We start from the raw sequence: 21,729 nt of genomic DNA on the forward strand, positions 1-21,729 counted from the left end.
GTCGATCTCGCGCGGAAAGGGGGTGGAGGGGGGATGTCCCACATCAGTTGTTTGCCCTAGCCGCTAGGCTTGTACCCATGTGTGGAATCGTAGGCTATGTTGGCAATTCGTCTCGCAAGGCAGCTGGATACAGCGCTCTTGACGTTGTGGTGGAAGGGCTGCGCCGTCTGGAATACCGCGGCTATGACTCCGCCGGCGTCGCAGTAGTCGCTGATGGGACCATTTCGTCCCGTAAAAAGTCCGGCAAGCTGAGCAACCTGATCGCGGAACTGGAAGCAAATCCCGTTCCCGAGTCCATGACCGGCATCGGCCATACCCGTTGGGCTACGCACGGCGGGCCCACCGACCGCAACGCACACCCGCATCTTTCCGACGGCGGCAAGCTGGCAGTCATTCACAACGGCATCATTGAGAACTTCGCTGAGCTTAAGCAGGAACTGCTGGGCAAGGGCGTCACCTTCGAGTCGGAAACCGACACCGAAGTTGCAGCCGCCCTTATCGGTGACATCTTCCGCACCCGGCTCAATGGCGACGGCGGCAACCTTACCGAGGCGATGCGCCTGGCTTGCCAGCGACTCGAAGGCGCTTTCACCCTTCTCGCAGTCCACGCGGACCAGCCCGACGTCGTCGTGGCCGCCCGTCGCAACTCCCCGTTGGTGGTGGGCCTGGGCGATGGCGAGAACTTCCTCGGCTCCGACGTTTCCGGCTTCATCGACTACACCCGCCGCGCGGTGGAACTGGGACAGGATCAAATTGTCACCATCACCGCGGACACCGTAGAGATCACCGATTTCTTCGGCGCTCCCGCCGAGGGCAAGGAATACCACGTTGACTGGGACCCCGCTTCGGCTGAAAAGGGTGGATTCAGCTCCTTCATGGAGAAGGAAATCAACGACCAGCCGGACGCCGTAGCGCAGACCCTCCTGGGCCGCTCGGACCTCAACGGCAAGCTCACCCTTGACGAAGTCCGCATCGATCCTGAGCTCCTCAAGCAGGTGGACAAGATCATCGTGCTGGCTTGCGGTACCGCAGCGTACGCCGGTCTCGTAGCCAAGTACGCAATCGAAAACTGGTGCCGGATCCCCACCGAGGTGGAGCTCGCACACGAGTTCCGCTACCGTGACCCCATCGTTGACTCCAACACGCTGGTGGTCTCCATCAGCCAGTCGGGCGAGACCATGGACACGCTGATGGCTGTCCGCTACGCCCGCGAGCAGGGCGCCAAGACGATCTCCATCTGCAACACCAACGGTTCAACCATCCCGCGTGAATCCGACGCCGTGCTCTACACGCACGCAGGTCCTGAAATTGCCGTTGCATCCACAAAGGCATTCCTGGCGCAGATCACAGCGGCGTACCTACTGGGCCTGTACCTGGCCCAGCTGCGGGGCAACATCTTCTCCGGCCAGATCAAGGATGTCCTCGCGGACCTCAACAAGATCCCGGCCAAGATCCAGAAAATCCTGGACAACGCAGGGCCCCTGCGCGAGCTCGCCCGCAGCATGAAGGACGAGAAGTCCGTCCTGTTCCTGGGCCGCCACGTGGGCTACCCGGTAGCCCTGGAAGGTGCCTTGAAGCTCAAGGAAATCGCCTACATCCATGCTGAAGGCTTCGCCGCCGGCGAGCTCAAGCACGGTCCGATCGCCCTGATCGACGACGGCCAGCCGGTCTTCGTTGTTGTCCCGTCCCCGCGTGGCCGCGATTCCCTGCACGCCAAGGTAGTCAGCAACATCCAGGAAGTCCGCGCACGTGGTGCCCGTACCCTGGTGATCGCTGAAGAGGGCGACGAGTCGGTCAAGGATTACGCAGAGCACGTCTTCTACGTACCGGAGACCCCCACTCTGCTGATGCCGCTGCTCACCACCGTTCCGCTGCAGATCTTCGCTGCTGAACTCGCGGGTGCCAAGGGTTACGACGTCGATCAGCCGCGTAACCTGGCCAAGAGCGTGACCGTAGAATAACGCCATGATTGTTGGCATTGGCGTAGACGTCGTAGACATCGAGCGGTTCGGCCGGCAGTTGGAACGGACACCGGGACTGCGGGACCGCTTGTTCGTTCCTGCCGAGCGGGAACTCAACACCCGGTCCCTGGCTGCACGTTTTGCTGCCAAGGAAGCCGTGGCCAAGGTGCTGGGCGCTCCGGCGGGCATGAACTGGCAGGATTGCTGGATTGGCCTCGACGAGAACGGACCCACCGTTCAAGTCAAGGGGACAGTGCTTGCTGTGGCTGAGGCCAAGGGCGTCAAGCGCTGGCACTTGTCCATGAGCCACGACGGCGGCATAGCCACGGCGACTGTCCTCGCCGAGGGCTAAGCGAACTTCATAAAACAATGATCAGCGCCTTCACCGGACAACAGATCAGGGATGCGGAACAACCGCTCCTGGACTCCGGTGAGGGCGCTGTTCTGATGCAACGGGCAGCTTATGGCTTGGCGCAAGCCGTGGCTCGCGAGGTCAAAAGCAGGCGAAAGCTTGCAGGCGCCAGTGTCACGGTGCTGGCCGGCAAGGGCAACAATGGTGGCGACGGCCTTTTCGCTGCGGCACTGTTGGCCCGTCGCGGAATGCGCACGACGGCGGTACTCGCCGCACCTGAGGTGCACCAGGAAGCCTTGGCTGCTTTCGTCGCAGCAGGCGGGCGCGTTGTCCAGCTGGAGGCCGGGAACGCAGAGGAGCTTGCGGTCCTCAGCGCGGGCAGTGACTGCATTATCGACGCGCTGCTCGGGACCGGTGCCCGCGGGGGATTGAGGGAAGCCCCGGCGGAGTTGGTGGCTTCACTTCAAGAACTGCGTCCCCGGCTGGTGGTGGCATGCGACCTCCCCAGCGGACTGGACGCCAACAGCGGGGAAGTGCATTGGCCCGTCCTGGATGCGGATATCACCGTGACGTTTGGCGGCATCAAAGCCGGACTCATGGCCGACCCGGGTGAGGGCTGCGCCGGGCGCGTGGAGCTGGTGGCGATCGGGATTGAGCGATCCTTGGAAAGTATCAGCCCTGAGCTTCGCCGCCTCACTGACTCGGACCTTGGCACTTTGCTGCCCAAGCCAGGCCGACGTGCGCATAAATACTCGCGGGGCGTCCTTGGAGTAGTAGCAGGTTCGGCGCGTTTCGCGGGAGCTGCTGCTCTGAGCGTTCACGCCGCGGCTCTCGCCGGAGTGGGCATGGTGCGCTATCTCGGACCTCAATCCGCGGCCCAACTGGTGCTTGCCCGAACTCCGGAAGCCTTGTGGGAGGCGGATCATTCCGGCCGCGTCCAAGCGTGGTTGCTGGGGTCCGGGGTTGACGGCGAGGAACAGCTGCAGCGGGCGAAGGAAGCCGGTGCGTTGGCCCTCGCTGACGATTTGCCGGTGGTCGTCGACGCCGGGGCCTTGAGCCTCCTGCCGGAACGCTGCCCCGCTCATTGGATACTGACACCCCATGCCGGCGAGCTGGCTACCTTGCTGAACTCGCTTCCTTCCACGGGGGAAGTGAAGGTGACCCGCGACGACGTCGAATCCCGGCCCCTCCACTTCGTGCGGCAGGCCGCCGAGCAGACCGGTGCCACAGTGCTCCTGAAGGGTGCCACCACGCTGGTGTCGTCGCCGTCGGGCGTGGTGTTCAGCCAATCCGAAGGCACCGCGTGGATGGCCACCGCAGGGAGCGGCGATGTCCTGGCCGGCGTTCTGGGCGCCCTTCTGGCGCAGGCTGCGGAATCCATCCGGCACGACGACGGCGCATATGCCGCCTTGTGCATGGACCCCGCCGACCGCTGGGCTGCCCTGGCCGCGGTTGCTGCAAGCGTTCACGGCCGGGCTGGTGCTCTGGCATCGGCAGATTTCGACGGAGGACCCCTTACAGCCTCGGCGATCGCGGAGGCTGTACCCCGCGTTATTGGTTCGCTCAGCGCGGAATACGACCCAACAAGACCGTAAGGTTGCTGTCGGTGTCTGGGGGCTTGAGTAGGCTTGCAACAGTTGTTCGCATCATCAAGAGGAGAACGCATGGAAGTCTGGCCTGGATCGGCTTATCCGCTGGGTGCCACCTTTGACGGCACCGGCACCAACTTCGCGCTTTTTAGCGAGAAGGCCGAAAAAGTGGAATTGTGTCTCTTCGACGACGACGGCGGGGAAGTCCGCGTAGACGTTACCGAAGTGGATGGTTACGTATGGCACTGCTATCTGCCGCAGGCCCAACCGGGACAGAAGTACGGCTACAGGGTGCACGGCCCCTACAACCCTGACGAGGGCCAACGCTTTAATCCCAACAAGCTGCTGCTGGATCCTTACGCCAAGGCCATCCACCGTCAGATCGACTGGGACCCGGCCCTGTTCTCATACAACATGGGTGACCCGGATTCGCGCAACGACGAGGACTCTGCACCGCACATGATGCTGGGCGTGGTCATCAACCCGTTCTTCGACTGGGACGGTGACAAGCTCCTGCGCATTCCGTATCACAAGTCCGTAATCTATGAAGCGCACGTCAAGGGCCTCACCCAGATGCATCCGGAAGTGCCCGAGGAGCAGCGCGGCACATATGCCGGCGTCGCCCACCCGGCGGTTATTTCCCATCTGCAGAAGCTGGGGATCACGGCGATCGAACTCATGCCGGTGCACCAGTTCGTCAATGACGGCATCCTGCAGGACAAGGGCCTGAACAACTACTGGGGCTACAACACCATCGGTTTCTTTGCGCCCCACAACAGCTACAGCTCCAAGGGTGATACCGGACAGCAGGTCCAGGACTTCAAGGCCATGGTGCGGGCGCTGCACACAGCTGGTATCGAGGTCATCCTCGACGTCGTGTACAACCACACGGCCGAGGGAAACCACCTCGGACCAACGCTGTCCTTCAAGGGCATTGATAACTCCGCGTACTACCGCCTGGTGGAAGACGACCAGAAGTACTACATGGACTACACCGGCACGGGCAACTCGCTCAATGTCCGCAGCCCGCACTCCCTCCAGCTGCTCATGGATTCCCTGCGCTACTGGGTGACCGAGATGCACGTAGACGGATTCCGCTTTGACCTCGCCTCCACGTTGGCCCGTGAGTTCTACGATGTGGACAAGCTGTCCACCTTCTTCGAACTCATCCAACAGGACCCGGTGGTCTCCCAGGTGAAGCTCATTGCCGAGCCTTGGGACGTTGGGCCCGGCGGTTACCAAGTGGGCAACTTCCCTCCCCAGTGGACAGAGTGGAACGGCCAATACCGCGACACCGTCCGCGACTTCTGGCGCGGCGAACCTTCCACCTTGGGCGAGTTCGCATCCCGGTTGACAGGGTCGGCGGACCTTTACGAGCACTCCGGGCGTCGCCCGGTGGCCTCGATCAACTTCGTCACCGCCCACGATGGCTTCACGCTGGCTGACCTTGTGTCCTACAACGAGAAGCACAACGAAGCCAACGGCGAGGGCAACAACGACGGCGAATCCCACAACCGTTCCTGGAATTGCGGTGCGGAAGGGCCCACGGATGATCCCACCGTCCTTGGTCTGCGGGCACGCCAGCAGCGCAACTTCATTGCCTCGCTGTTCCTGTCCCAGGGTGTTCCCATGCTTCTGCACGGCGACGAACTCGGCAGGACGCAGAACGGCAACAACAACGGCTACTGCCAGGACTCCGAGCTCACGTGGATCAACTGGGACAACGTGGACCAGCCCCTGATCGAGTTCACGGCGGCGGTCAGCGCACTCCGGGCCAAACACCCGAGCCTGCGGCGCAGTCGATTCTTCGATGGTCGTCCGGTGTTGCGTGGTGAAGGCGAGCGGCTCCCGGACATCGTATGGCTGGATGCTGACGCGAGCACCATGACGCCGTCCGATTGGGACGAAGCCCTGGGACGCTCCGTGGGCGTGTTCCTTAATGGCGACGGCATCCATGGCCGGGACACACAGGGCCGACGTATCACTGACGTCAACTTCCTGTTGTACTTCAATGCCGACCAGGACGAAGTAGGCTTCCGGATTCCTTCCGACGAGTATGCGCCCGCTTGGGATGTCATGATCGACACCGCTGGAGAAGGCGCTGAAGCAGGCGTTATCAAGCCCGACCAGATCCTGATGGTCGGCGGTAAGTCACTGGTGGTACTCCGTGCCCACAGCACCCCGGAAATTGAACCGGATCACTCTGTTGCAGCTTCCCTTGCCGCGCTGACTCATACGAGCACTCCGGAAACGGCATCCATCACCGCCCCTGCGGTGACGTCGTTGCCGTTCGATTACAAGGGCGCTGCGCCCGAGGGCGATGACGATGAAGGTGAAACGAAGGAGCCGAACGCATGAGGACCCCTGTCTCCACATATCGGCTCCAAATTCGCCCGAGCTTCACTCTTCAGGATGCAGCTGAGCTCACGGGATACCTGCAGTCCCTGGGTATCGACTGGGTCTATGTGTCACCGATCCTGACTGCAGAAAAGGGCTCGGACCACGGCTATGACGTGACCGATCCCTCCACTGTGGATCCCTCCAGGGGAGGCCCGGAAGGGCTCTCCGCCCTGTCCAAGGCAGCGAAGGACAAGGGCCTGGGCATCCTGGCCGACATCGTGCCGAATCACATGGGCGTTGCTTCGCCCAAGCAGAATGCATGGTGGTGGCAGCTGCTGAGGGAAGGCCGCGGCTCAAAGTATGCCGAGGCCTTCGACGTCGACTGGGAGTTCGGCGGGGGGAAGATCCGCATCCCCGTCCTGGGAAGTGACGACGACCTTGACGAGCTGAAGGTCGTGGACGACGAACTTCGCTACTACGACCACAGTTTCCCGTTGGCCGAGGGGACGTACACGTCCGGGGACAACCCGCGTGAGGTCCATGCCCGGCAGCACTATGAGTTGGTTGGCTGGCGCCGGGCTGACGCAGACCTGAACTACCGGCGGTTCTTCGCAGTGAACACCTTGGCCGGAGTGCGCGTCGAGGTTCCCTGGGTCTTTGACGAGTCCCATGAAGAGATTGTCCGCTGGTTCCGCGAAGGTCTGGTGGACGGCCTGAGGATCGACCACCCGGATGGGCTCGCCGACCCCGAGGGTTACCTCGCCAGGCTACGCGAGGTGACGGGGGGCGCTTACCTGTTGGTGGAGAAGATCCTGGAACCGGGGGAGCGGCTGCCCGAGACCTTCGACTGCGAAGGGACCACAGGATACGACGCCTTGGCTGACGTTGACCGCCTTTTTGTGGACCCGGCTGCGGAGGAGTACCTGAACTCCCTCGATGCCCGTCTGCGGAATGCGGACGCTCCGGCGGATTACCACGCCATGATTCATGCCACCAAGCGCCGCATCGCCGATGGCATTTTGCGCTCGGAAATCCTGCGGTTGGCCCGCCTGGTGCCCGAAACCTTGGAGCTGCCGTTCGCCAAGGTAGCCGACGCACTGGCTGAAGTAATTTGCTGCTTCCCCATCTACAGGACATATCTGCCCTACGGCGGGAAGACGCTCGTAGAGTCCGTGGAAAATGCCGCCAAGGAGCGACCCGACCTGGCAAACGTCCTCGGCCAGCTTCAGCCGCTCTTGCTGGATGAGACCAGTTTGCTGGCCCGGCGTTTCCAGCAGACGTCCGGCATGGTGATGGCCAAAGGTGTGGAGGACACTGCGTTCTTCCGCTATACACGGCTAGGATCACTGACGGAAGTGGGCGCGGATCCCACGGAATTCTCCATCCCCAGTGGAGTCTTCCATGAGCGAATGGCCCGCAGGCAGCAGCTCTTGCCGCTCTCCATGACAACGCTGAGTACCCACGACACCAAGCGGAGCGAGGACGCAAGGGCCAGGATCTCGGTCATCTCCGAGGCAGTACCTGAATGGGAGCTTTTCCTCGGCACCGTCCAGGAACTCGCCCCCATCCCCGATGGACCCCTCTCGGCATTGATCTGGCAATCGATCGTCGGCGCATGGCCCGCGGATCGCCAGCGTTTACAGTCCTATGCCTTGAAAGCAGCCCGCGAGGCCGGTAATTCCACTAACTGGACCGACCCCAACCAGGAGTTCGAGCGCAAGTTGGCTGCCGCCGTCGACGCCGTATTCGACGTCCCGGAGGTAACCGCCGCCCTGACGAACTTCGTGGACGAGCTCGAACCCTATGGAACGTCCAACTCGCTGTCCGCCAAACTGATCCAGCTGACCATGCCCGGCGTCCCCGACGTCTACCAGGGGACGGAATTCAGGGACGGCTCGCTGACTGACCCTGACAACCGGCGGCCAGTGGACTTCCAAGCCCGCATCGCTGCCTTGGCGGAGCTGGATGATGGTTCCAAGCCCGCGTTCACGGAGGAAGCTGCCAAACTTCTGGTGGTCTCCCGTGCACTAAGGTTGCGCCGTGACAGGCCCGGGTTGTTCGCCGGCTACCTCCCCGTCGCGGCCCAAGGTCCTGCCGCCGCACACGTGGTGGCTTTCGATCGAGGGGCTGACCGTCGGGGAGCTCTCACCGTTGCCACGCGCTTGCCCAAGCGCCTGGCCAGGGAAGGCGGCTGGCGGGACACGTCAATCGAACTGACCGTGGAATGCCGGGATGAACTCACTGGCGCTACGTACGGGGCCGGTGCTGTGCCTGTGGCCACTTTGCTGGAGCAATACCCGGTGGCCCTACTGGTACCCACGGACTGATTGTTGGACGGTCCTGATGAGCTGACCGTCTACATCGTCACTGCAAGCACGCTTGAACACGTACAGGGGAACTTGATGCTGGAAAACGCTGCTGGAAAAAACCGTTACGACGTCTGGGCACCGAACGCCGATTCTGTTCGGTTGCTGGCCGGAGACCGGGAGTACGGCATGGAACACCACCACGACGGCGGCGCCCGCGGTTGGTGGCGCGCGCCGGCTGATGTGGCGACGCAGCAAGCCGACGGGGTGCGGTACGGCTACATCGTTGACGGGGAGGGGCCGTTTCCCGATCCCCGCTCGCGGAGGCAGCCGGACGGGGTCCACGGTTTATCTGCGACCTTCGATCCCTCCACCCACGAGTGGAAGGACGGCGGATGGAAAGGCCGGAATCTCAAAGGTTCCGTGATCTACGAGATGCATTTGGGTACCTTCACACCAGAAGGGACGTTGGATGCCGCCGCCGGGAAGCTGGACTACTTGGTGGAGCTTGGTGTCGACTTCATCGAGCTGCTGCCGGTCAACGGCTTCAACGGTGTCCACAACTGGGGCTATGACGGTGTCCTTTGGTATGCCGTCCACGAACCCTATGGCGGACCTGAGGCATACCAGCGCTTTGTGGATGCTGCTCATGCTGCCGGTTTGGGTGTCATTCAGGACGTTGTTTATAACCACCTCGGGCCGAGCGGCAACTATCTGCCCAAGTACGGTCCCTACCTGAAATCGGGTGAGGGCAACACGTGGGGTGATTCGGTCAACCTGGACGGACCCGGCTCGGATGACGTTCGCCGCTACATCCTGGAAAATGCGGCGATGTGGCTCCGGGACTACCATGTGGACGGACTTCGTCTCGATGCCGTGCATGCCTTGCGTGACGAGCGTGCCGTGCACATCCTTGAGGAGTTCGGCGCGCTGGGAGATGAGATTGAGGCGGAGACGGGAATTCCCCGGACCATGATCGCTGAATCTGACCTGAACAACCCGCGGCTCATCTATCCGCGCAAGGACAATGGTTACGGGTTGGAAGGCCAGTGGAGCGACGACTTCCATCACGCAGTGCACGTCAACCTCAGCGGGGAGACTACCGGCTACTACGCTGACTTTGACTCCCTGGCAGTCCTGGCGAAGGTCCTGCAACATGGCTTCCTTCACGATGGCAGCTACTCCAGCTTCCGGGAACGGCATCACGGCCGGCCCATCAGGCACGATTTGGCGCAGCCGTCTGCGCTGGTGGTCTGCTTGCAGAACCACGACCAAATCGGCAACCGGGCAACTGGCGACCGGCTCACAGCTTCGTTGTCGTATGGAAAGCTGGCCATAGGGGCTGTGCTGACCATGACGTCCCCGTTCACGCCCATGTTGTTCATGGGCGAGGAATTTGGGGCCTCAACGCCGTGGCAGTTCTTCACCTCCCACCCGGAGCCTGAGCTTGGGAAGGCCACAGCGGAGGGGCGGATCAAGGAGTTCGAACGTATGGGTTGGGACCCTGCCGTGGTCCCTGATCCGCAGGACCCGGAAACGTTCGAGCGTTCCAAGCTCAAGTGGGACGAAGCAGGAGAAGGCGACCACGCACGCTTGCTGCAGCTGTACAAGGATTTAGCACAGCTGCGCCGGAACACTCCGGAGCTGGCGGACGGTGGATTCGGTGAGACCTCCGTTGAGTTCGACGATGACGAACACTGGCTGCAGTTCTCCCGCGGCTCAGTCCGGGTGGTTTGCAACTTCGGGGACGAAGCACTGGGGACGCCACTGAACGGTTCCGTGCTGCTGGCCACCGATAGCGAGGCAGCCTTGGAAGACCGGACATTGATGCTTCCCGGCGGTAGCGCCGCCGTCGTGCGCGTCCACTAAGCCCCGCCGATCGAGGGTGACGGCGCCCACATTGCGGACAGCGCCGTCACCCCGGTTTGTGCAGTGGCAGGATGGTACGTATGACTTATTCGGCTGCGGAAAACCGCTACGAAACCATGCCCTACCGCCGCGTCGGACGCAGCGGACTCAAGCTCCCCGCCATCTCGCTGGGACTCTGGCACAACTTCGGCGACGACAAACGCTTCGACGAACAGCGCGCCATCCTGCGCCGGGCATTCGACCTCGGCGTGAACCATTTTGACCTCGCCAACAACTACGGACCGCCGGACGGATCGGCCGAGACCAACTTCGGACGTCACTTGAAGGACGACTTCAAGCCGTACCGCGATGAACTGGTCATCTCCACCAAAGCCGGCTACTACATGTGGCCCGGGCCGTACGGGGAATGGGGATCCCGTAAGTACCTGATTTCCAGCCTCGACCAGTCGCTGGAGCGCATGGGCCTGGACTATGTGGACATTTTCTACAGCCACCGTCCCGACCCCGAAACGCCGCTGGAAGAGACCATGGGTGCGCTGGACTACGCGGTCCGGTCGGGCAAGGCACTCTACGCGGGCATCTCCTCCTATACCCCGGAGCAAACCCTCGAAGCTGCCCGCATTCTGAAGGAGCTCGGAACCCCGCTGCTCATCCACCAGCCCAGCTACTCCATGCTGAACAGGTGGACGGAAAACGGGTCGCCCAACCTGTATGAAGCGCTGGATCAAGTGGGCGCCGGTTCAATTGCCTTCTCACCGCTCGCCCAGGGCATGCTCACCAACCGGTACCTCAACGGTGTGCCGGCCGACTCCCGAGCAGCCAAGGAACGCTTCCTGTCCGAGTCCGCATTGACTGAAGACAAGCTGGACCGCGTGCGCGGATTGAACGCCATTGCCGAGGGGCGTGGGCAGACCCTCGCACAGATGGCCATTGCGTGGATCCTTCGCGATCAGCCAAAGGGTTCGCCGGTGACATCTGCACTTATTGGTGCTTCCAGCGTGGGCCAGCTTGAGGACACTCTCAGCGCAATCAACAACCTGAAGTTCACTACAGACGAGCTGACCGCGATTGACGAGTTCGCCGTCGAGTCGGACATCAATCTGTGGGCGCAGAAGTAACATTCAAGAACTGACATAAACAGTGGAAGCCGGTAGGGAACAAAACCGGCTTCCGCTGTGTTGGTTACAATGCAAGTGTGCGCCGAATGGCGCCGTGCCAATCAGCCGTGCCCTGGACTCAGTCAGGGATGCGCCTGGCACCTGAGGTTATTTCTCAAAAGGAGTTCCGTGTCTTCACATCCGATTCGTGTTGCCATTGTCGGCGTAGGTAACTGCGCCGCATCGCTGGTCCAAGGTGTTCAGTACTATCGCGACGCTGACCCCAAGGCCACGATCCCGGGTCTGATGCACGTTGAGTTCGGTCAGTACCACGTCAACGACGTCCAGTTCGTTGCTGCTTTCGACGTCGATAGCAAAAAGGTTGGACTGGACCTCGCAGACGCCATCGGTGCCAGCGAAAACAACACCATCAAGATCGCCGACGTTCCGGCCACTGGTGTGACCGTGCAGCGCGGCCACACCCTGGACGGCCTCGGCAAGTACTACCGCGAGACCATCGTCGAGGCCTCGGAAGAAGCCGTTGACATTGTTGCCGCCCTCCGCGAGGCCAAGGCCGACGTCATGGTGTGCTACCTGCCCGTAGGTTCGGACCAGGCCGCCAAGTTCTACGCCCAGTGCGCTATCGATGCCGGTGTTGCTTTCGTCAACGCGCTGCCCGTCTTCATCGCAGGCACCAAGGAGTGGGCGGACAAGTTCACTGAAGCCGGTGTCCCGATCGTTGGTGACGACATCAAGAGCCAGATCGGTGCCACTATCACGCACCGCGTCATGGCCAAGCTGTTCGAGGATCGCGGTGTCACTTTGGACCGCACGTACCAGCTGAACGTCGGCGGCAACATGGACTTCAAGAACATGCTGGAACGCGACCGCCTGGAGTCCAAGAAGATCTCCAAGACCCAGGCCGTTACCTCCAACGTCGAGGCTGAGCTGCACGCCGACGATGTCCACATTGGACCGTCCGACTACGTTGCATGGCTCGACGACCGCAAGTGGGCCTTCGTCCGCCTTGAGGGCCGCAACTTCGGTGACGCTCCCGTTTCCCTTGAGTACAAGCTCGAAGTGTGGGACTCGCCGAACTCTGCCGGCGTGATCATCGACGCCATCCGCGCTGCGAAGATCGGCCTGGACCGTGGCATCGGCGGCCCGCTGCTTTCAGCTTCCAGCTACTTCATGAAGTCGCCGCCGGAGCAGTTCAACGACGACCTCGCCCGCGACAAGGTTGAAGCCTTCATCCGCGGCGACATCGAACGCTAAACACCCCGTTACACCAAACGCCCCCGTATTCCGATGCGGGGGCGTTTGTCGTATCCCGGACGCTCTATCAGATCCCTCGGGCTTGGGCCGGACGCTCTATCACTTTCTTCAGAAGAGCGAGAGATGGTCGGGTTGGAGGGGGTGGGATGTGAGAGATGGTCGGGTTGGAGGGGGTGGGATGTGAGAGATGGTTAGAAAAGGCCCGTGGGGTTACCGTCCGAGTCGACGTCCATGCGCATCGCGGCGGGTTCCTTGGGGAGGCCAGGCATGGTCATCACCGCGCCGGTCAACGCAACAATGAACCCGGCACCCGTCTTGGGAATCAGTTCGCGGACGTGCACCCGGAATCCCTTGGGCGCACCAAGCCTGGAGGCATCGTCGGTGAAGGAATACTGGGTCTTGGCCATGCACACAGGGAGCCCTGACCAGCCATTTTTCTCGATCTCGGCGAGGCGCCTGAGTGCCGGAACTGAGAACTCCACGCCATCGGCCCCGTAGATCTCCTGCACAATCGTTTGGATCTTGTCCTCGACGCTCAGTTCCAGCGGGTACAGGTGACGGAAGTTGGACGGCGCATCCAAAGCCGCCGCCACTTTGGCTGCGAGCTCGTCACCGCCGTCGCCTCCGCCTCCGCGGCCCCAAACATCAGCGACGGCGGCTTCCACGCCTTCTGCTGCACACCAGGCGAGGAGCCACTCAAGTTCCTCGGGAGTGTCGGTTCCAAACTTGTTGATGGATACAACGGGCGAAATGCCGAACTTCGCAACGTTGCCCACGTGCCTTTTCAAGTTCTCGACGCCTGCTGCCATGGCCTCGACGTTTGGCTCGCTGAGTTTCTCCTTGGGAACCCCGCCCTGCATTTTGAGGGCGCGGATTGTTGCAACCACCACGACGGCGGATGGCGCCACGTCGGCGATGCGCGCCTTGATGTCCATGTACTTCTCAGCGCCGAGGTCTGCGCCGAAGCCGGCTTCAGTGACCACGATGTCCGCAAGCTGCATGGCGGTGACGGTAGCGATCAGGGAATTGCAGCCATGGGCAATGTTCGCGAAGGGTCCGCCGTGCACCAACGCAGGGGTGCCCGCGATGGTTTGGACGAGGTTCGGCTTGATGGCGTCTTTCAGGAGCATTGTCAGTGCACCCTCCACGCCGAGGTCTGAGACGGTGACAGGGGTGCGATCGTAGGTGTACCCGAAGGTGATGCGCCCCAGCCGGGCCCGAAGGTCGTCGAGGTCCGTGGCGAGGCAGAAGACCGCCATGATTTCCGAGGCGACGGTGATGTCGAAGCCGTCCTGCCGAGGTACTCCTTGTATGGGTCCGCCGAGACCAATGACAACTTCCCGTAGCGAGCGGTCGTTCATGTCCAGGACGCGTTTGAACGTCATGCGCCGGGGATCGATTCCGAGTTGATTGCCTTGGAATATGTGGTTGTCCACGAGTGCCATGAGGGCGTTGTTCGCAGACGTGATGGCGTGGAAGTCCCCGGTGAAGTGCAGGTTGATGTCATCCATGGGCAACACCTGGGAGTACCCGCCGCCGGTAGCCCCACCCTTCATGCCCAGGATGGGGCCTAGAGAGGGCTCACGCAGGGCGATCATCACTTTGTGCCCTGCACGGGCCAAGGAGTCTGCGAGTCCCACTGTGGTGGTGGATTTGCCTTCGCCTGCCGGGGTGGGAGACATGGCAGAGACCAGCACCACCTTGCCGGGGGCTTTTCCCTGGGGGAGTACCAGCTTGGCCCGGTTGATTTTGGCCTTGTAGGGCCCATACAGCTCGAGGGCGTCCACATTGATGCCTGCGCGTTCGGCGATGTCTTCAATGGGAAGCATGGTGGCGTGGTGGGCAATTTCAAGATCACTCAGGACCTTGTTTTCAGACATCCTTGTCCTTCGGCTCTGCCCGCAGCGGGGATGCGGCTGCTGGGGTTCTTTCGCTGTGCGCGACAATCTATCAGCCCGGGAGCGGATACGAGCGGAGACTCAGCGCCGGGGAAGCAGCAGGCCGCCGACGGCCTCCCGATAACTTTCCAAGGTGATCGCTGCAGTGCGCTGCCATCCAAAGGACTCGGCGTGGGTGGCAGCGAGCCGGCCCATGTCCTCCCGGGTTTGGACGTCGTCGTAAAGATCCTCAAGGGCGTCGGCCCAGTCGGAGGAGTCGTGTCCGTCCACCAGCAGGCCGGTTCTTCCGTCCGAAATGGCTCGGGAGAGGCCACCAACGTTGGTTGCCACCACGGGCGTACCGCACGCCTGTGCTTCCAACGCCACCAAGCCGAAGGATTCGCTGAAGGACGGCATCACCACCACGTCAGCGGACCGGAACCAACTGGCCAGCTCCGGTGCCACGACAGGCGGCCGGTGAGTGACGACGTCGGCCAGTCCGGCGTCTTCGATGAAGTGCTGGAGGTTGAAGTCCTTGGCGCCGCTAAGGGAACCCAGAATAGTCATTTCCAGATCGATATCAGGCCTGCGTTGGCGCAGGATCCCGGCCGCCTTGACGAAAACCTGCGGGCCCTTGAGTCGCTGGATCCTTCCGGCGAAGAGGATATGGAAGCTGTCGGGCCTGACTCCCCGCAGGGAACGGGACTTCTTCCGGAATGACGGGGTGAACACCTGCAGGTCCACCCCGGGTGGCGCGACGTCGATCCGGTCAAGGTCTGCTCCGTAATGGGAAACCAGTTCGTCCGCCTCGGCAGGAGTGTTGGCAACCAGCCGCGAGGCACCGTCAACAATCCGTTGTTCGCCTTCTTCGCGGCGCCGTGGCTCAGGCCGTTCTCCGGACTCCAGGACGAGATTCTTGACCTTTGCCATGGTGTGCATGGTGTGGACCAGCGGGACACCCCAGAGTTCTGACAACTCAAGCCCTGCCACCCCGGAAACCCAGTAGTGGGAATGGATCGCGTCGTAACGCCCATGGAGCTGTCGGTGGCGGATCTTGTCGATTTCTTCCACCATGTGGTGCAGGAGCGCCGGTAGTTCTTCCTTGGGCAGCTTGCGGCGCGGTCCAGCCATGACGTTATGGACGCAGACGCCCGGCCCGGGATGCTCGACGGCGGGCTGTCCGGTTTTCGTGGAACGGGTGAAGATCTCCACCTCCACACCGGACTCGGCCAGTGCCATGGCCAGGGCGCGGACGTAGACGTTCATTCCGCCGGCATCTCCCGCGCCGGGCTGCTCCATGGGGGAGGTATGCAACGACAGGAACGCCACACGACGGATCAACGGCACCCGGTCCTCCTCACGATCACGGCAATAATCAGCTTTGCCCTGCAGAAAACACTACTCCTGCGCTCGAGTCCCGGGCCGAGCAAGCCCCGCTATGTGGACAAGGCTGCTAGCGTGGCGGCTGTGAGCCAAGAACAAAACTTCCAGATCCGCAAAGCAACGCCTGAAGACTGGCCCGGAATGTGGTCCATCCTGGAGCCTGTGATCCGCAGCGGCGAGACCTTCACCTGGGACCGTGACACCACGGAGGAAGCAGCCAGGACCAAGTGGATCAAGGAAGCTCCCGGTCAAACGTTCGTGGCGGCGCGCCAGGACACGGGCGAGATATTGGGAACGGGGGAGTTCCACGCCAACCAAGCCGGCGGCGGCAGCCATGTTGCCAACGCAGGGTACATGGTGGGGGCCAACAACTCGGGCCAGGGCATCGCCCGGGCGCTCTGTGCCTACTCCCTGACCGAAGCCAAGGCAGCCGGGTTCCTGTCCATGCAGTACAACGCCGTGGTGGAGAGCAACGTCAGGGCTGTGTGGTTGTGGCAATCCATGGGGTTCAAGATTTTGGCCACGGTTCCTGAAGCCTTCAACCACCCGGAGATCGGCTACGTGGGCCTCCACGTCATGTACAGAAAGCTCTAGGCCCACAACTGGCTTAGCCCGGGAAAAGCTGCCTCGTACCCTTCCAGCAGCTGCCGGCCCAGGGGGGCCGAACCTACCAACGGGTGAGCGGCAAAGGCTTGGACGGCGGCCTCGCGCTCGCCGGCGACTACGGCCCGGATGGTCAGCCGCTCAACCTCTTTCACATGCTGCATCAAGGTGAGGAACTGCCCGTCCGGCCGGTCCTGCGGAAGTGGCAACGCGCCGTCGGGCGTTACCTCGCAAGGAACCTCGACGACGGCGTCTGCCGGCAACCCCGGAACGGCCACCTCTGCGGTAGACGCGGCGTGCAACACCGGCGAGTTGGGCACGTTGAGGATCAGCTGGGCGGTCCCGCCCCCGGACAGTGCGCGCATAACGGACAGGGCAACGCGTTCGTAGCCGCCCCCCGCCAGATCAGACTCGTCGCGCTGCTCCCCATGCGTCCGCGCTTCGGCCAAGTAGCCTTCCTCGCGGGAGCGCCGGGCAGCATCCCAGACCTTATAAGGATGTGGGGCCTGAAGAAGCGACGGGTAGAGCGACTGTTGCTGGTCGTGGATGGACGCCCCGCGCGTTTCGCGTTGCTGTCCGATGGCTTCAGTGGCCTGTGACGTTTGGTAGTAGTAGTACAGGTATTCGTTGGGCAGGCAGCCAAGTTGCAGCAGGGTGTGCTGGCCGAACAACCGCCCCTCCTCCATGGTTTCGAGAGCAGCGTGATCGGACAGCAGAGCAGGTAGCAGATCCGTTCCACGAGGAGCCAGCCGGTAAAGCCAGCCGAGGTGGTTCAGCCCGTAGTAGCCAACGCCGTCGAGCGTTCCTTCTTTGAGGGGCGCCCCGGCAGCCCGGGCGGCACGCTGGACCAAACCACCGGCGGAGTCGCAGATGCCGATCACCTTGCGTCCCAAGACGGGAACCAGCGCTTCGGTGACCATGCCGGCAGGATTGGTGAAGTTGATGAGCCACGCGTCGGGGCAATGGCGACGCATCGCCTCAGCGAGCTGCAGCATGTGGGGGATCGAGCGGAGCGCATACGAGATGCCGCCGGCGCCGGTGGTCTCCTGTCCAAGCAACCCCAGCCTCAAGGGAATCTGCTCGTCCGCGATCCTCCCCGCAGTACCGCCTGGGCGGATTGCGGCGAACACCATGTCTGTTCCCGTGAGTGCCTGCTCAAGGTCTGTGGAAACCACGACGGCGGGTGCGGAACCTCTGTCTGCGGGCATGTCGCGGAGTACCGCCTCAATGGCCGCCAGCCGCGAGCCGTCCACGTCAAAAAGGACGAGTTCATCCACCAGCCCGGCGAACGGACCGGCGCACAAAGCCCGGTATACAAGGGGAACCCGGAATCCGCCGCCACCGGCAATCATGAGCCGCATGGTCCGAGTCTATGCAGGCCCGCAAGTCTATGCAGCCCAGTACGTGCAGCGTAGTCTGCCGTGCATGGACGCTAAACCCCAGCGACGCTTCGATCCCCTGGCTGCGCTGCGGTCGGATGGGGACCACCAGTGCGACCTCCTCCTCACTGGAACGGTTTTCCAGGACATCATCTTCACCGGGCTCCCGCACGCGCCGGAACCCGGCACGGAGGTCTGGAGTGAGGGCATGGGCAGCTGCCCCGGTGGTGTAGCCAACCAAGCCATTGCCGCCGCGCGCCTCGGCTTGCGGACCAATCTCGCGGCAACCTTCGGGGACGACGGCTACGGTGACTACAACTGGCAGATCCTGGAAAGCCAGGAACACGTCGACCTTTCGCTCTCGCAGAAGGTTCCCGGCTGGCACTCACCGGTCACGGTATCCATGTGCGTGAACCAGGACCGATCCATGGTGACCCACGGCCACCCCGCCCCGATCAGTTCCTCCGAGCTGATCGGGAAGCCACCCAAGGCGCTCGCCGCCGTCGCTGACCTGGGGGAGGAGCTGGAACCGTGGATGCTCGCAGCGAAGGAGGCCGGAACCAAACTCTTCGGCGTGGTGGGCTGGGACCCTACAGGGGAGTGGTCGGAGCGCCGGCTGAACCAGCTGGGGAACTTCTACGCCTTCCTGCCCAATGCCCCGGAAGCGATGGCGTTTACCGGGAAGGCCGACCCCTGGGCGGCCCTGTACTCCTTGGCTGACCGGGTTCCCGTGGCCGTGGTAACCCTTGGCCCCCAAGGCGCGGTGGCAGTGGATTCGGAAACGGGTGAAGAGGAGTGGGTGCCGTCCCTGCCCGTATCAGCTTCCGATCCCACGGGCGCCGGGGACTGTTTCGGGGCGGCCTTCATTGTGGGATGCCTGGCAGGGTGGAGGTTGGGGGACCGGCTCCGGTTCGCGAACCTTTGCGCCTCCTTGGCGGTCCAGGAAGTGGGCGGCTCACTGGCAGCACCGGGTTGGGGTGACATCGCCGACTGGTGGCAACGGGCGAATGCGAGGAAGGAGCGTCAGTCAAGTCAGTGGTTGAGGCGCTTCGCCTTCCTGGAACCGATCGTCAAGGACATTCCGGCGGAAGCACAGCGTCGGGCCCGGGCGACCATCGCGCATTTGTCGGACGCGCAGTAGCCGTGAGAGCCCCACAGCTAACCGCGCAGTTAACCCGAGTTCACTGACAGCACTAGAATCTCTAGGGTGACTTACGAAGCAGCTGCAGATATCGGTATCGGGTCGAAGGCCTCCATAGCAAAGTCAGCGGTGCTGGAACGCTCCGCCGTGATCGACCTCGACGCCGTGCGGCACAACGTTCGTCAGTTCGTCGGCATCGCCTCCCCGGCCGCTGTGATGGCCGTGGTGAAGGCAGACGCTTATGGCCACGGTGCCGTGCAGGTTGCCCGGGCAGCCCTCGACGCCGGAGCGGCCTGGCTGGGTGTCGCCCACATCTCCGAGGCGCTCGCCCTGCGTGCCGCCGGGGTTGATGCCCCGCTACTCGCCTGGCTGCACACCCGCGAAAGCAACTTCCAAGCGGCAGTGGCCGCCGGCATCGACGTCGGAATTTCCGGTTGGGAACTCGAAGCCGTGGTGGCTGCCGCCCGGGAGCAGGAGCGGCCGGCGCGTGTGCACCTCAAGGTAGACACGGGACTGGGCCGGAACGGCTGCACCATCGCTGACTGGGACCAGTTGTTGGGCCAGGCCATGGAATACCAGGATCAAGGCCTCTTGCGGGTGGTGGGCATCTTCTCCCACCTCGCCGTTGCTGACGAACCCCATCGCCCTGAAACCGATGATCAACTGGCTGTCTTCCGGGAAGCCATCGCCATGGCCGAGGACGCAGGTGTGGATACCGAGGTCCGGCATATTGCCAACACGCCTGCAGCGTTGTCCCGCCCGGATTCACACTTCGACCTCGTCCGAGTGGGCTTGGGCATCTACGGATTGTCGCCCTTCGACGGGGCTACGTCTGCGGAACTTGGCCTGCATCCCGCCATGACGGTCCGGACCCTCCTGTCCAACTGCAAGAAGGTGCCCGAAGGCCAGGGCGTTTCCTACGGACTCAATTACCGGACCAGCCAGGAAAGCACGCTGGGCCTGGTGCCGCTGGGGTATGCAGACGGTGTCCCGCGGATCGCCACGGGAGGTCCTGTGCGGGTGGACGGCATCAACTACCCGGTGGTTGGCAGGATTGCCATGGACCAAATGGTCATTGACCTGGGGCCGCTGTCCCCTGAAGCGGCGGCAAATCTCAAGGGCGCCGAGGCTGTCATGTTCGGCAACGGTGCCGACGGCGGGCCCACCGCCGATGATTGGGCGGCCGCCGCGGGGACCAACAACTACGAAATCGTGACGCGCATCAGCCCCCGGGTTCCGCGCAGTTACGTCAATGAGCTGCCCGCCCGGATCGAAGTCAACAACGCAGCAGATACGGCCGCGCTGTGAGCGAAGCCCAGTGGGAGCGCACGCTGACGGTCACGACGGCGGAGCAGACCCATGCGCTCGCGGCAGCTTTGGGTGGGGTGCTTGAGGCCGGGGATCTTCTGGTCCTGACCGGCGAACTGGGTGCGGGCAAGACGACGTTCACCCAAGGACTTGGCGAGGGCCTGGGAGTCCGTGCCGGCATCATTTCGCCGACGTTTGTCCTGGTACGGATCCACCCCAATCTCGCTGATGGACCCAGGCCCGGGGGCCCGGACCTGGTCCATGTTGACGCTTACCGGCTGGACTCGGCAGCGGAGATTGACGATATCGATCTGGAGAACACCATGGATACAGCGGTCACCGTGGTGGAATGGGGCCGGGACCGGGTGGAACACCTCTCGGACAGCCGCTTGGAGGTTGACCTTCTCAGGTCTGTTGGCGGGGATAACACGGCAGCCACAAAGGACGGCGACGTCATGGACTTTGATACCGATGACGACGACGAACCCCGCACCATTGTTTTCCGTGGATTTGGTCCCCGCTGGGCCGAGGCACCGAAGCTCTTGGAGACCAGCGAAAACGGAGGCTACTGATGCTGATACTGGCCATTGATACCTCAGCGGTTGCCAGTGCGGCCCTGATCTCGGATGATGCCATGGAAAGTGTGGTGGACTCTTTCGCTACGGAGGACACCCGAAGCCACGCGGAAGTGCTGGCTCCCGGGATTGAAAAACTCCTGGCTGGTGCCGGGGTCACCGGCGCGGACATCGATGCGATTGTCACCGGTGTGGGACCTGGCCCGTTCACCGGGCTCCGCTCCGGTATCGCCACCGCCCGCACTCTCGCCTTCGTGTGGGACAAGCCGCTGTATGGGCTCATGAGCCTGGATGCCATCGCCTTGGAAGTGGCGGAGTCCACCGCGGCGACCCCCGAGTTCCTGGTGGCTACGGATGCCCGACGCAAGGAGGTCTACTGGGCTCGATACAGCCTGGCCGACGGCCAGCTTCCGGAGCTCGTGGACGGCCCCCACGTTGGTTTCGCCTCGGAGCTTCCGGACTTGCCGGTGTTCGGCGCGGGGGCAGGCCTCTACGCCGATGTCCTCAAGGCGGATGAAGATTTCGCCACCACCCAGCCGGATGCAGCCTCGTTGGGCCAATTCGCCTTGGCCAAGCTCACGGCCGGGCAGGCTTTGCTTGACTCAACACCCTTGTATTTGCGGGAATCGGACGCCCAGGTGCCTGGCCCAAGGAAGCGTGCACTGTGATGGGAG

The 21,729-nt window shown here is 62.8% G+C and carries 16 protein-coding genes; 13 read left to right on the forward strand and 3 right to left on the reverse strand.

Features of this window, described 5'->3' with window-relative positions; translation table 11 throughout:
- Positions 1-77 precede the first annotated feature (77 nt).
- From glmS to AC6CH8_RS12850, 8 genes are all read left to right on the forward strand, one after another.
- Positions 78-1,961, forward strand: coding sequence for a glutamine--fructose-6-phosphate transaminase (isomerizing) (gene glmS / locus AC6CH8_RS12815; protein ID WP_420178597.1), 1,884 nt, complete (start codon positions 78-80; stop codon positions 1,959-1,961).
- Between the two features lie 4 nt (positions 1,962-1,965).
- Positions 1,966-2,313, forward strand: coding sequence for a holo-ACP synthase (locus tag AC6CH8_RS12820; RefSeq protein WP_011775548.1), 348 nt, complete (start codon positions 1,966-1,968; stop codon positions 2,311-2,313).
- A gap of 17 nt (positions 2,314-2,330) precedes the next feature.
- Positions 2,331-3,908 (forward strand): NAD(P)H-hydrate epimerase, encoded by a 1,578-nt coding sequence (locus tag AC6CH8_RS12825; protein ID WP_498190917.1) that lies wholly within the window; start codon positions 2,331-2,333, stop codon positions 3,906-3,908.
- Between the two features lie 69 nt (positions 3,909-3,977).
- Positions 3,978-6,260 carry a glycogen debranching protein GlgX gene (gene glgX / locus AC6CH8_RS12830; RefSeq protein ID WP_498190919.1) on the forward strand — a complete coding sequence of 761 codons (2,283 nt, stop codon included), beginning with the start codon at positions 3,978-3,980 and terminating at the stop codon, positions 6,258-6,260.
- Complete coding sequence (treY, locus tag AC6CH8_RS12835) at positions 6,257-8,569, forward strand: malto-oligosyltrehalose synthase (protein ID WP_498190921.1); 2,313 nt, start codon at positions 6,257-6,259, stop codon at positions 8,567-8,569. Before glgX ends, treY begins: the two co-directional genes overlap by 4 nt.
- A 75-nt stretch (positions 8,570-8,644) precedes the next feature.
- Positions 8,645-10,417: a malto-oligosyltrehalose trehalohydrolase gene (gene treZ / locus AC6CH8_RS12840; RefSeq protein WP_498190996.1), complete on the forward strand. Its 1,773-nt coding sequence runs from the start codon at positions 8,645-8,647 to the stop codon at positions 10,415-10,417.
- Between the two features lie 80 nt (positions 10,418-10,497).
- The gene (mgrA, locus tag AC6CH8_RS12845) at positions 10,498-11,535 is read left to right on the forward strand and encodes an L-glyceraldehyde 3-phosphate reductase (protein ID WP_498190923.1); all 1,038 of its coding nucleotides are present in this window, start codon (positions 10,498-10,500) and stop codon (positions 11,533-11,535) included.
- Between the two features lie 168 nt (positions 11,536-11,703).
- On the forward strand, positions 11,704-12,789 hold the full coding sequence (locus AC6CH8_RS12850; RefSeq protein WP_017200299.1) for an inositol-3-phosphate synthase: 1,086 nt from the start codon (positions 11,704-11,706) through the stop codon (positions 12,787-12,789).
- A gap of 191 nt (positions 12,790-12,980) precedes the next feature.
- Here the strand turns inward: AC6CH8_RS12850 and AC6CH8_RS12855 are convergent, their stop codons facing one another.
- Both AC6CH8_RS12855 and mshA read right to left on the reverse strand, forming a co-directional pair.
- A complete protein-coding gene (locus AC6CH8_RS12855) occupies positions 12,981-14,669 on the reverse strand; it encodes a formate--tetrahydrofolate ligase (protein ID WP_498190924.1) in 1,689 nt (562 codons plus the stop codon).
- Between the two features lie 99 nt (positions 14,670-14,768).
- Positions 14,769-16,013 (reverse strand): D-inositol-3-phosphate glycosyltransferase, encoded by a 1,245-nt coding sequence (mshA, locus tag AC6CH8_RS12860; protein WP_498190926.1) that lies wholly within the window; start codon positions 16,011-16,013, stop codon positions 14,769-14,771.
- Positions 16,014-16,124: 111 nt separating this feature from the next.
- Here mshA and AC6CH8_RS12865 point away from each other — a divergent pair, with 111 nt between their 5' ends.
- Entirely contained in the window at positions 16,125-16,643 is a 519-nt protein-coding gene (locus AC6CH8_RS12865) for a GNAT family N-acetyltransferase (RefSeq protein ID WP_364307122.1), read from the forward strand.
- Here AC6CH8_RS12865 and AC6CH8_RS12870 read toward each other — a convergent pair.
- Positions 16,640-18,013 carry a 6-phospho-beta-glucosidase gene (locus tag AC6CH8_RS12870; RefSeq protein WP_498190927.1) on the reverse strand — a complete coding sequence of 458 codons (1,374 nt, stop codon included), beginning with the start codon at positions 18,011-18,013 and terminating at the stop codon, positions 16,640-16,642. The two genes, AC6CH8_RS12865 and AC6CH8_RS12870, sit on opposite strands and share 4 nt — an antisense overlap.
- Before the next feature lie 64 nt (positions 18,014-18,077).
- On the opposite strand from AC6CH8_RS12870, the gene AC6CH8_RS12875 reads away from it, so the two are divergent.
- The 4 genes from AC6CH8_RS12875 to tsaB all read left to right on the forward strand — a co-directional run bounded on the left by AC6CH8_RS12875 (position 18,078) and on the right by tsaB (position 21,723).
- Complete coding sequence (locus AC6CH8_RS12875) at positions 18,078-19,172, forward strand: carbohydrate kinase family protein (protein ID WP_243836821.1); 1,095 nt, start codon at positions 18,078-18,080, stop codon at positions 19,170-19,172.
- 66 nt (positions 19,173-19,238) lie between these two features.
- A complete protein-coding gene (alr, locus tag AC6CH8_RS12880; protein WP_498190929.1) occupies positions 19,239-20,480 on the forward strand; it encodes an alanine racemase in 1,242 nt (413 codons plus the stop codon).
- Positions 20,477-21,052, forward strand: a complete 576-nt coding sequence (gene tsaE, locus AC6CH8_RS12885; protein WP_498190931.1) for a tRNA (adenosine(37)-N6)-threonylcarbamoyltransferase complex ATPase subunit type 1 TsaE — start codon at positions 20,477-20,479, stop codon at positions 21,050-21,052. Before alr ends, tsaE begins: the two co-directional genes overlap by 4 nt.
- Entirely contained in the window at positions 21,052-21,723 is a 672-nt protein-coding gene (gene tsaB / locus AC6CH8_RS12890) for a tRNA (adenosine(37)-N6)-threonylcarbamoyltransferase complex dimerization subunit type 1 TsaB (RefSeq protein ID WP_420178585.1), read from the forward strand. Before tsaE ends, tsaB begins: the two co-directional genes overlap by 1 nt.
- The last annotated feature ends 6 nt before the right edge of the window (positions 21,724-21,729 follow it).

The organism is Paenarthrobacter sp. GQ52 (assembly GCF_059759005.1).

What these genes read in the sequence shown, in the direction of transcription:
- glmS (WP_420178597.1), top strand. Translation starts at nt 78, where the DNA reads ATGTGTGGAATCGTAGGCTATGTTGGCAATTCGTCTCGCAAGGCAGCT.
- AC6CH8_RS12820 (WP_011775548.1), top strand. Translation starts at nt 1,966, where the DNA reads ATGATTGTTGGCATTGGCGTAGACGTCGTAGACATCGAGCGGTTCGGC.
- AC6CH8_RS12825 (WP_498190917.1), top strand. Translation starts at nt 2,331, where the DNA reads ATGATCAGCGCCTTCACCGGACAACAGATCAGGGATGCGGAACAACCG.
- glgX (WP_498190919.1), top strand. Translation starts at nt 3,978, where the DNA reads ATGGAAGTCTGGCCTGGATCGGCTTATCCGCTGGGTGCCACCTTTGAC.
- treY (WP_498190921.1), top strand. Translation starts at nt 6,257, where the DNA reads ATGAGGACCCCTGTCTCCACATATCGGCTCCAAATTCGCCCGAGCTTC.
- treZ (WP_498190996.1), top strand. Translation starts at nt 8,645, where the DNA reads ATGCTGGAAAACGCTGCTGGAAAAAACCGTTACGACGTCTGGGCACCG.
- mgrA (WP_498190923.1), top strand. Translation starts at nt 10,498, where the DNA reads ATGACTTATTCGGCTGCGGAAAACCGCTACGAAACCATGCCCTACCGC.
- AC6CH8_RS12855 (WP_498190924.1), bottom strand. Translation starts at nt 14,669, where the DNA reads ATGTCTGAAAACAAGGTCCTGAGTGATCTTGAAATTGCCCACCACGCC.
- AC6CH8_RS12870 (WP_498190927.1), bottom strand. Translation starts at nt 18,013, where the DNA reads ATGCGGCTCATGATTGCCGGTGGCGGCGGATTCCGGGTTCCCCTTGTA.
- AC6CH8_RS12875 (WP_243836821.1), top strand. Translation starts at nt 18,078, where the DNA reads ATGGACGCTAAACCCCAGCGACGCTTCGATCCCCTGGCTGCGCTGCGG.
- tsaB (WP_420178585.1), top strand. Translation starts at nt 21,052, where the DNA reads ATGCTGATACTGGCCATTGATACCTCAGCGGTTGCCAGTGCGGCCCTG.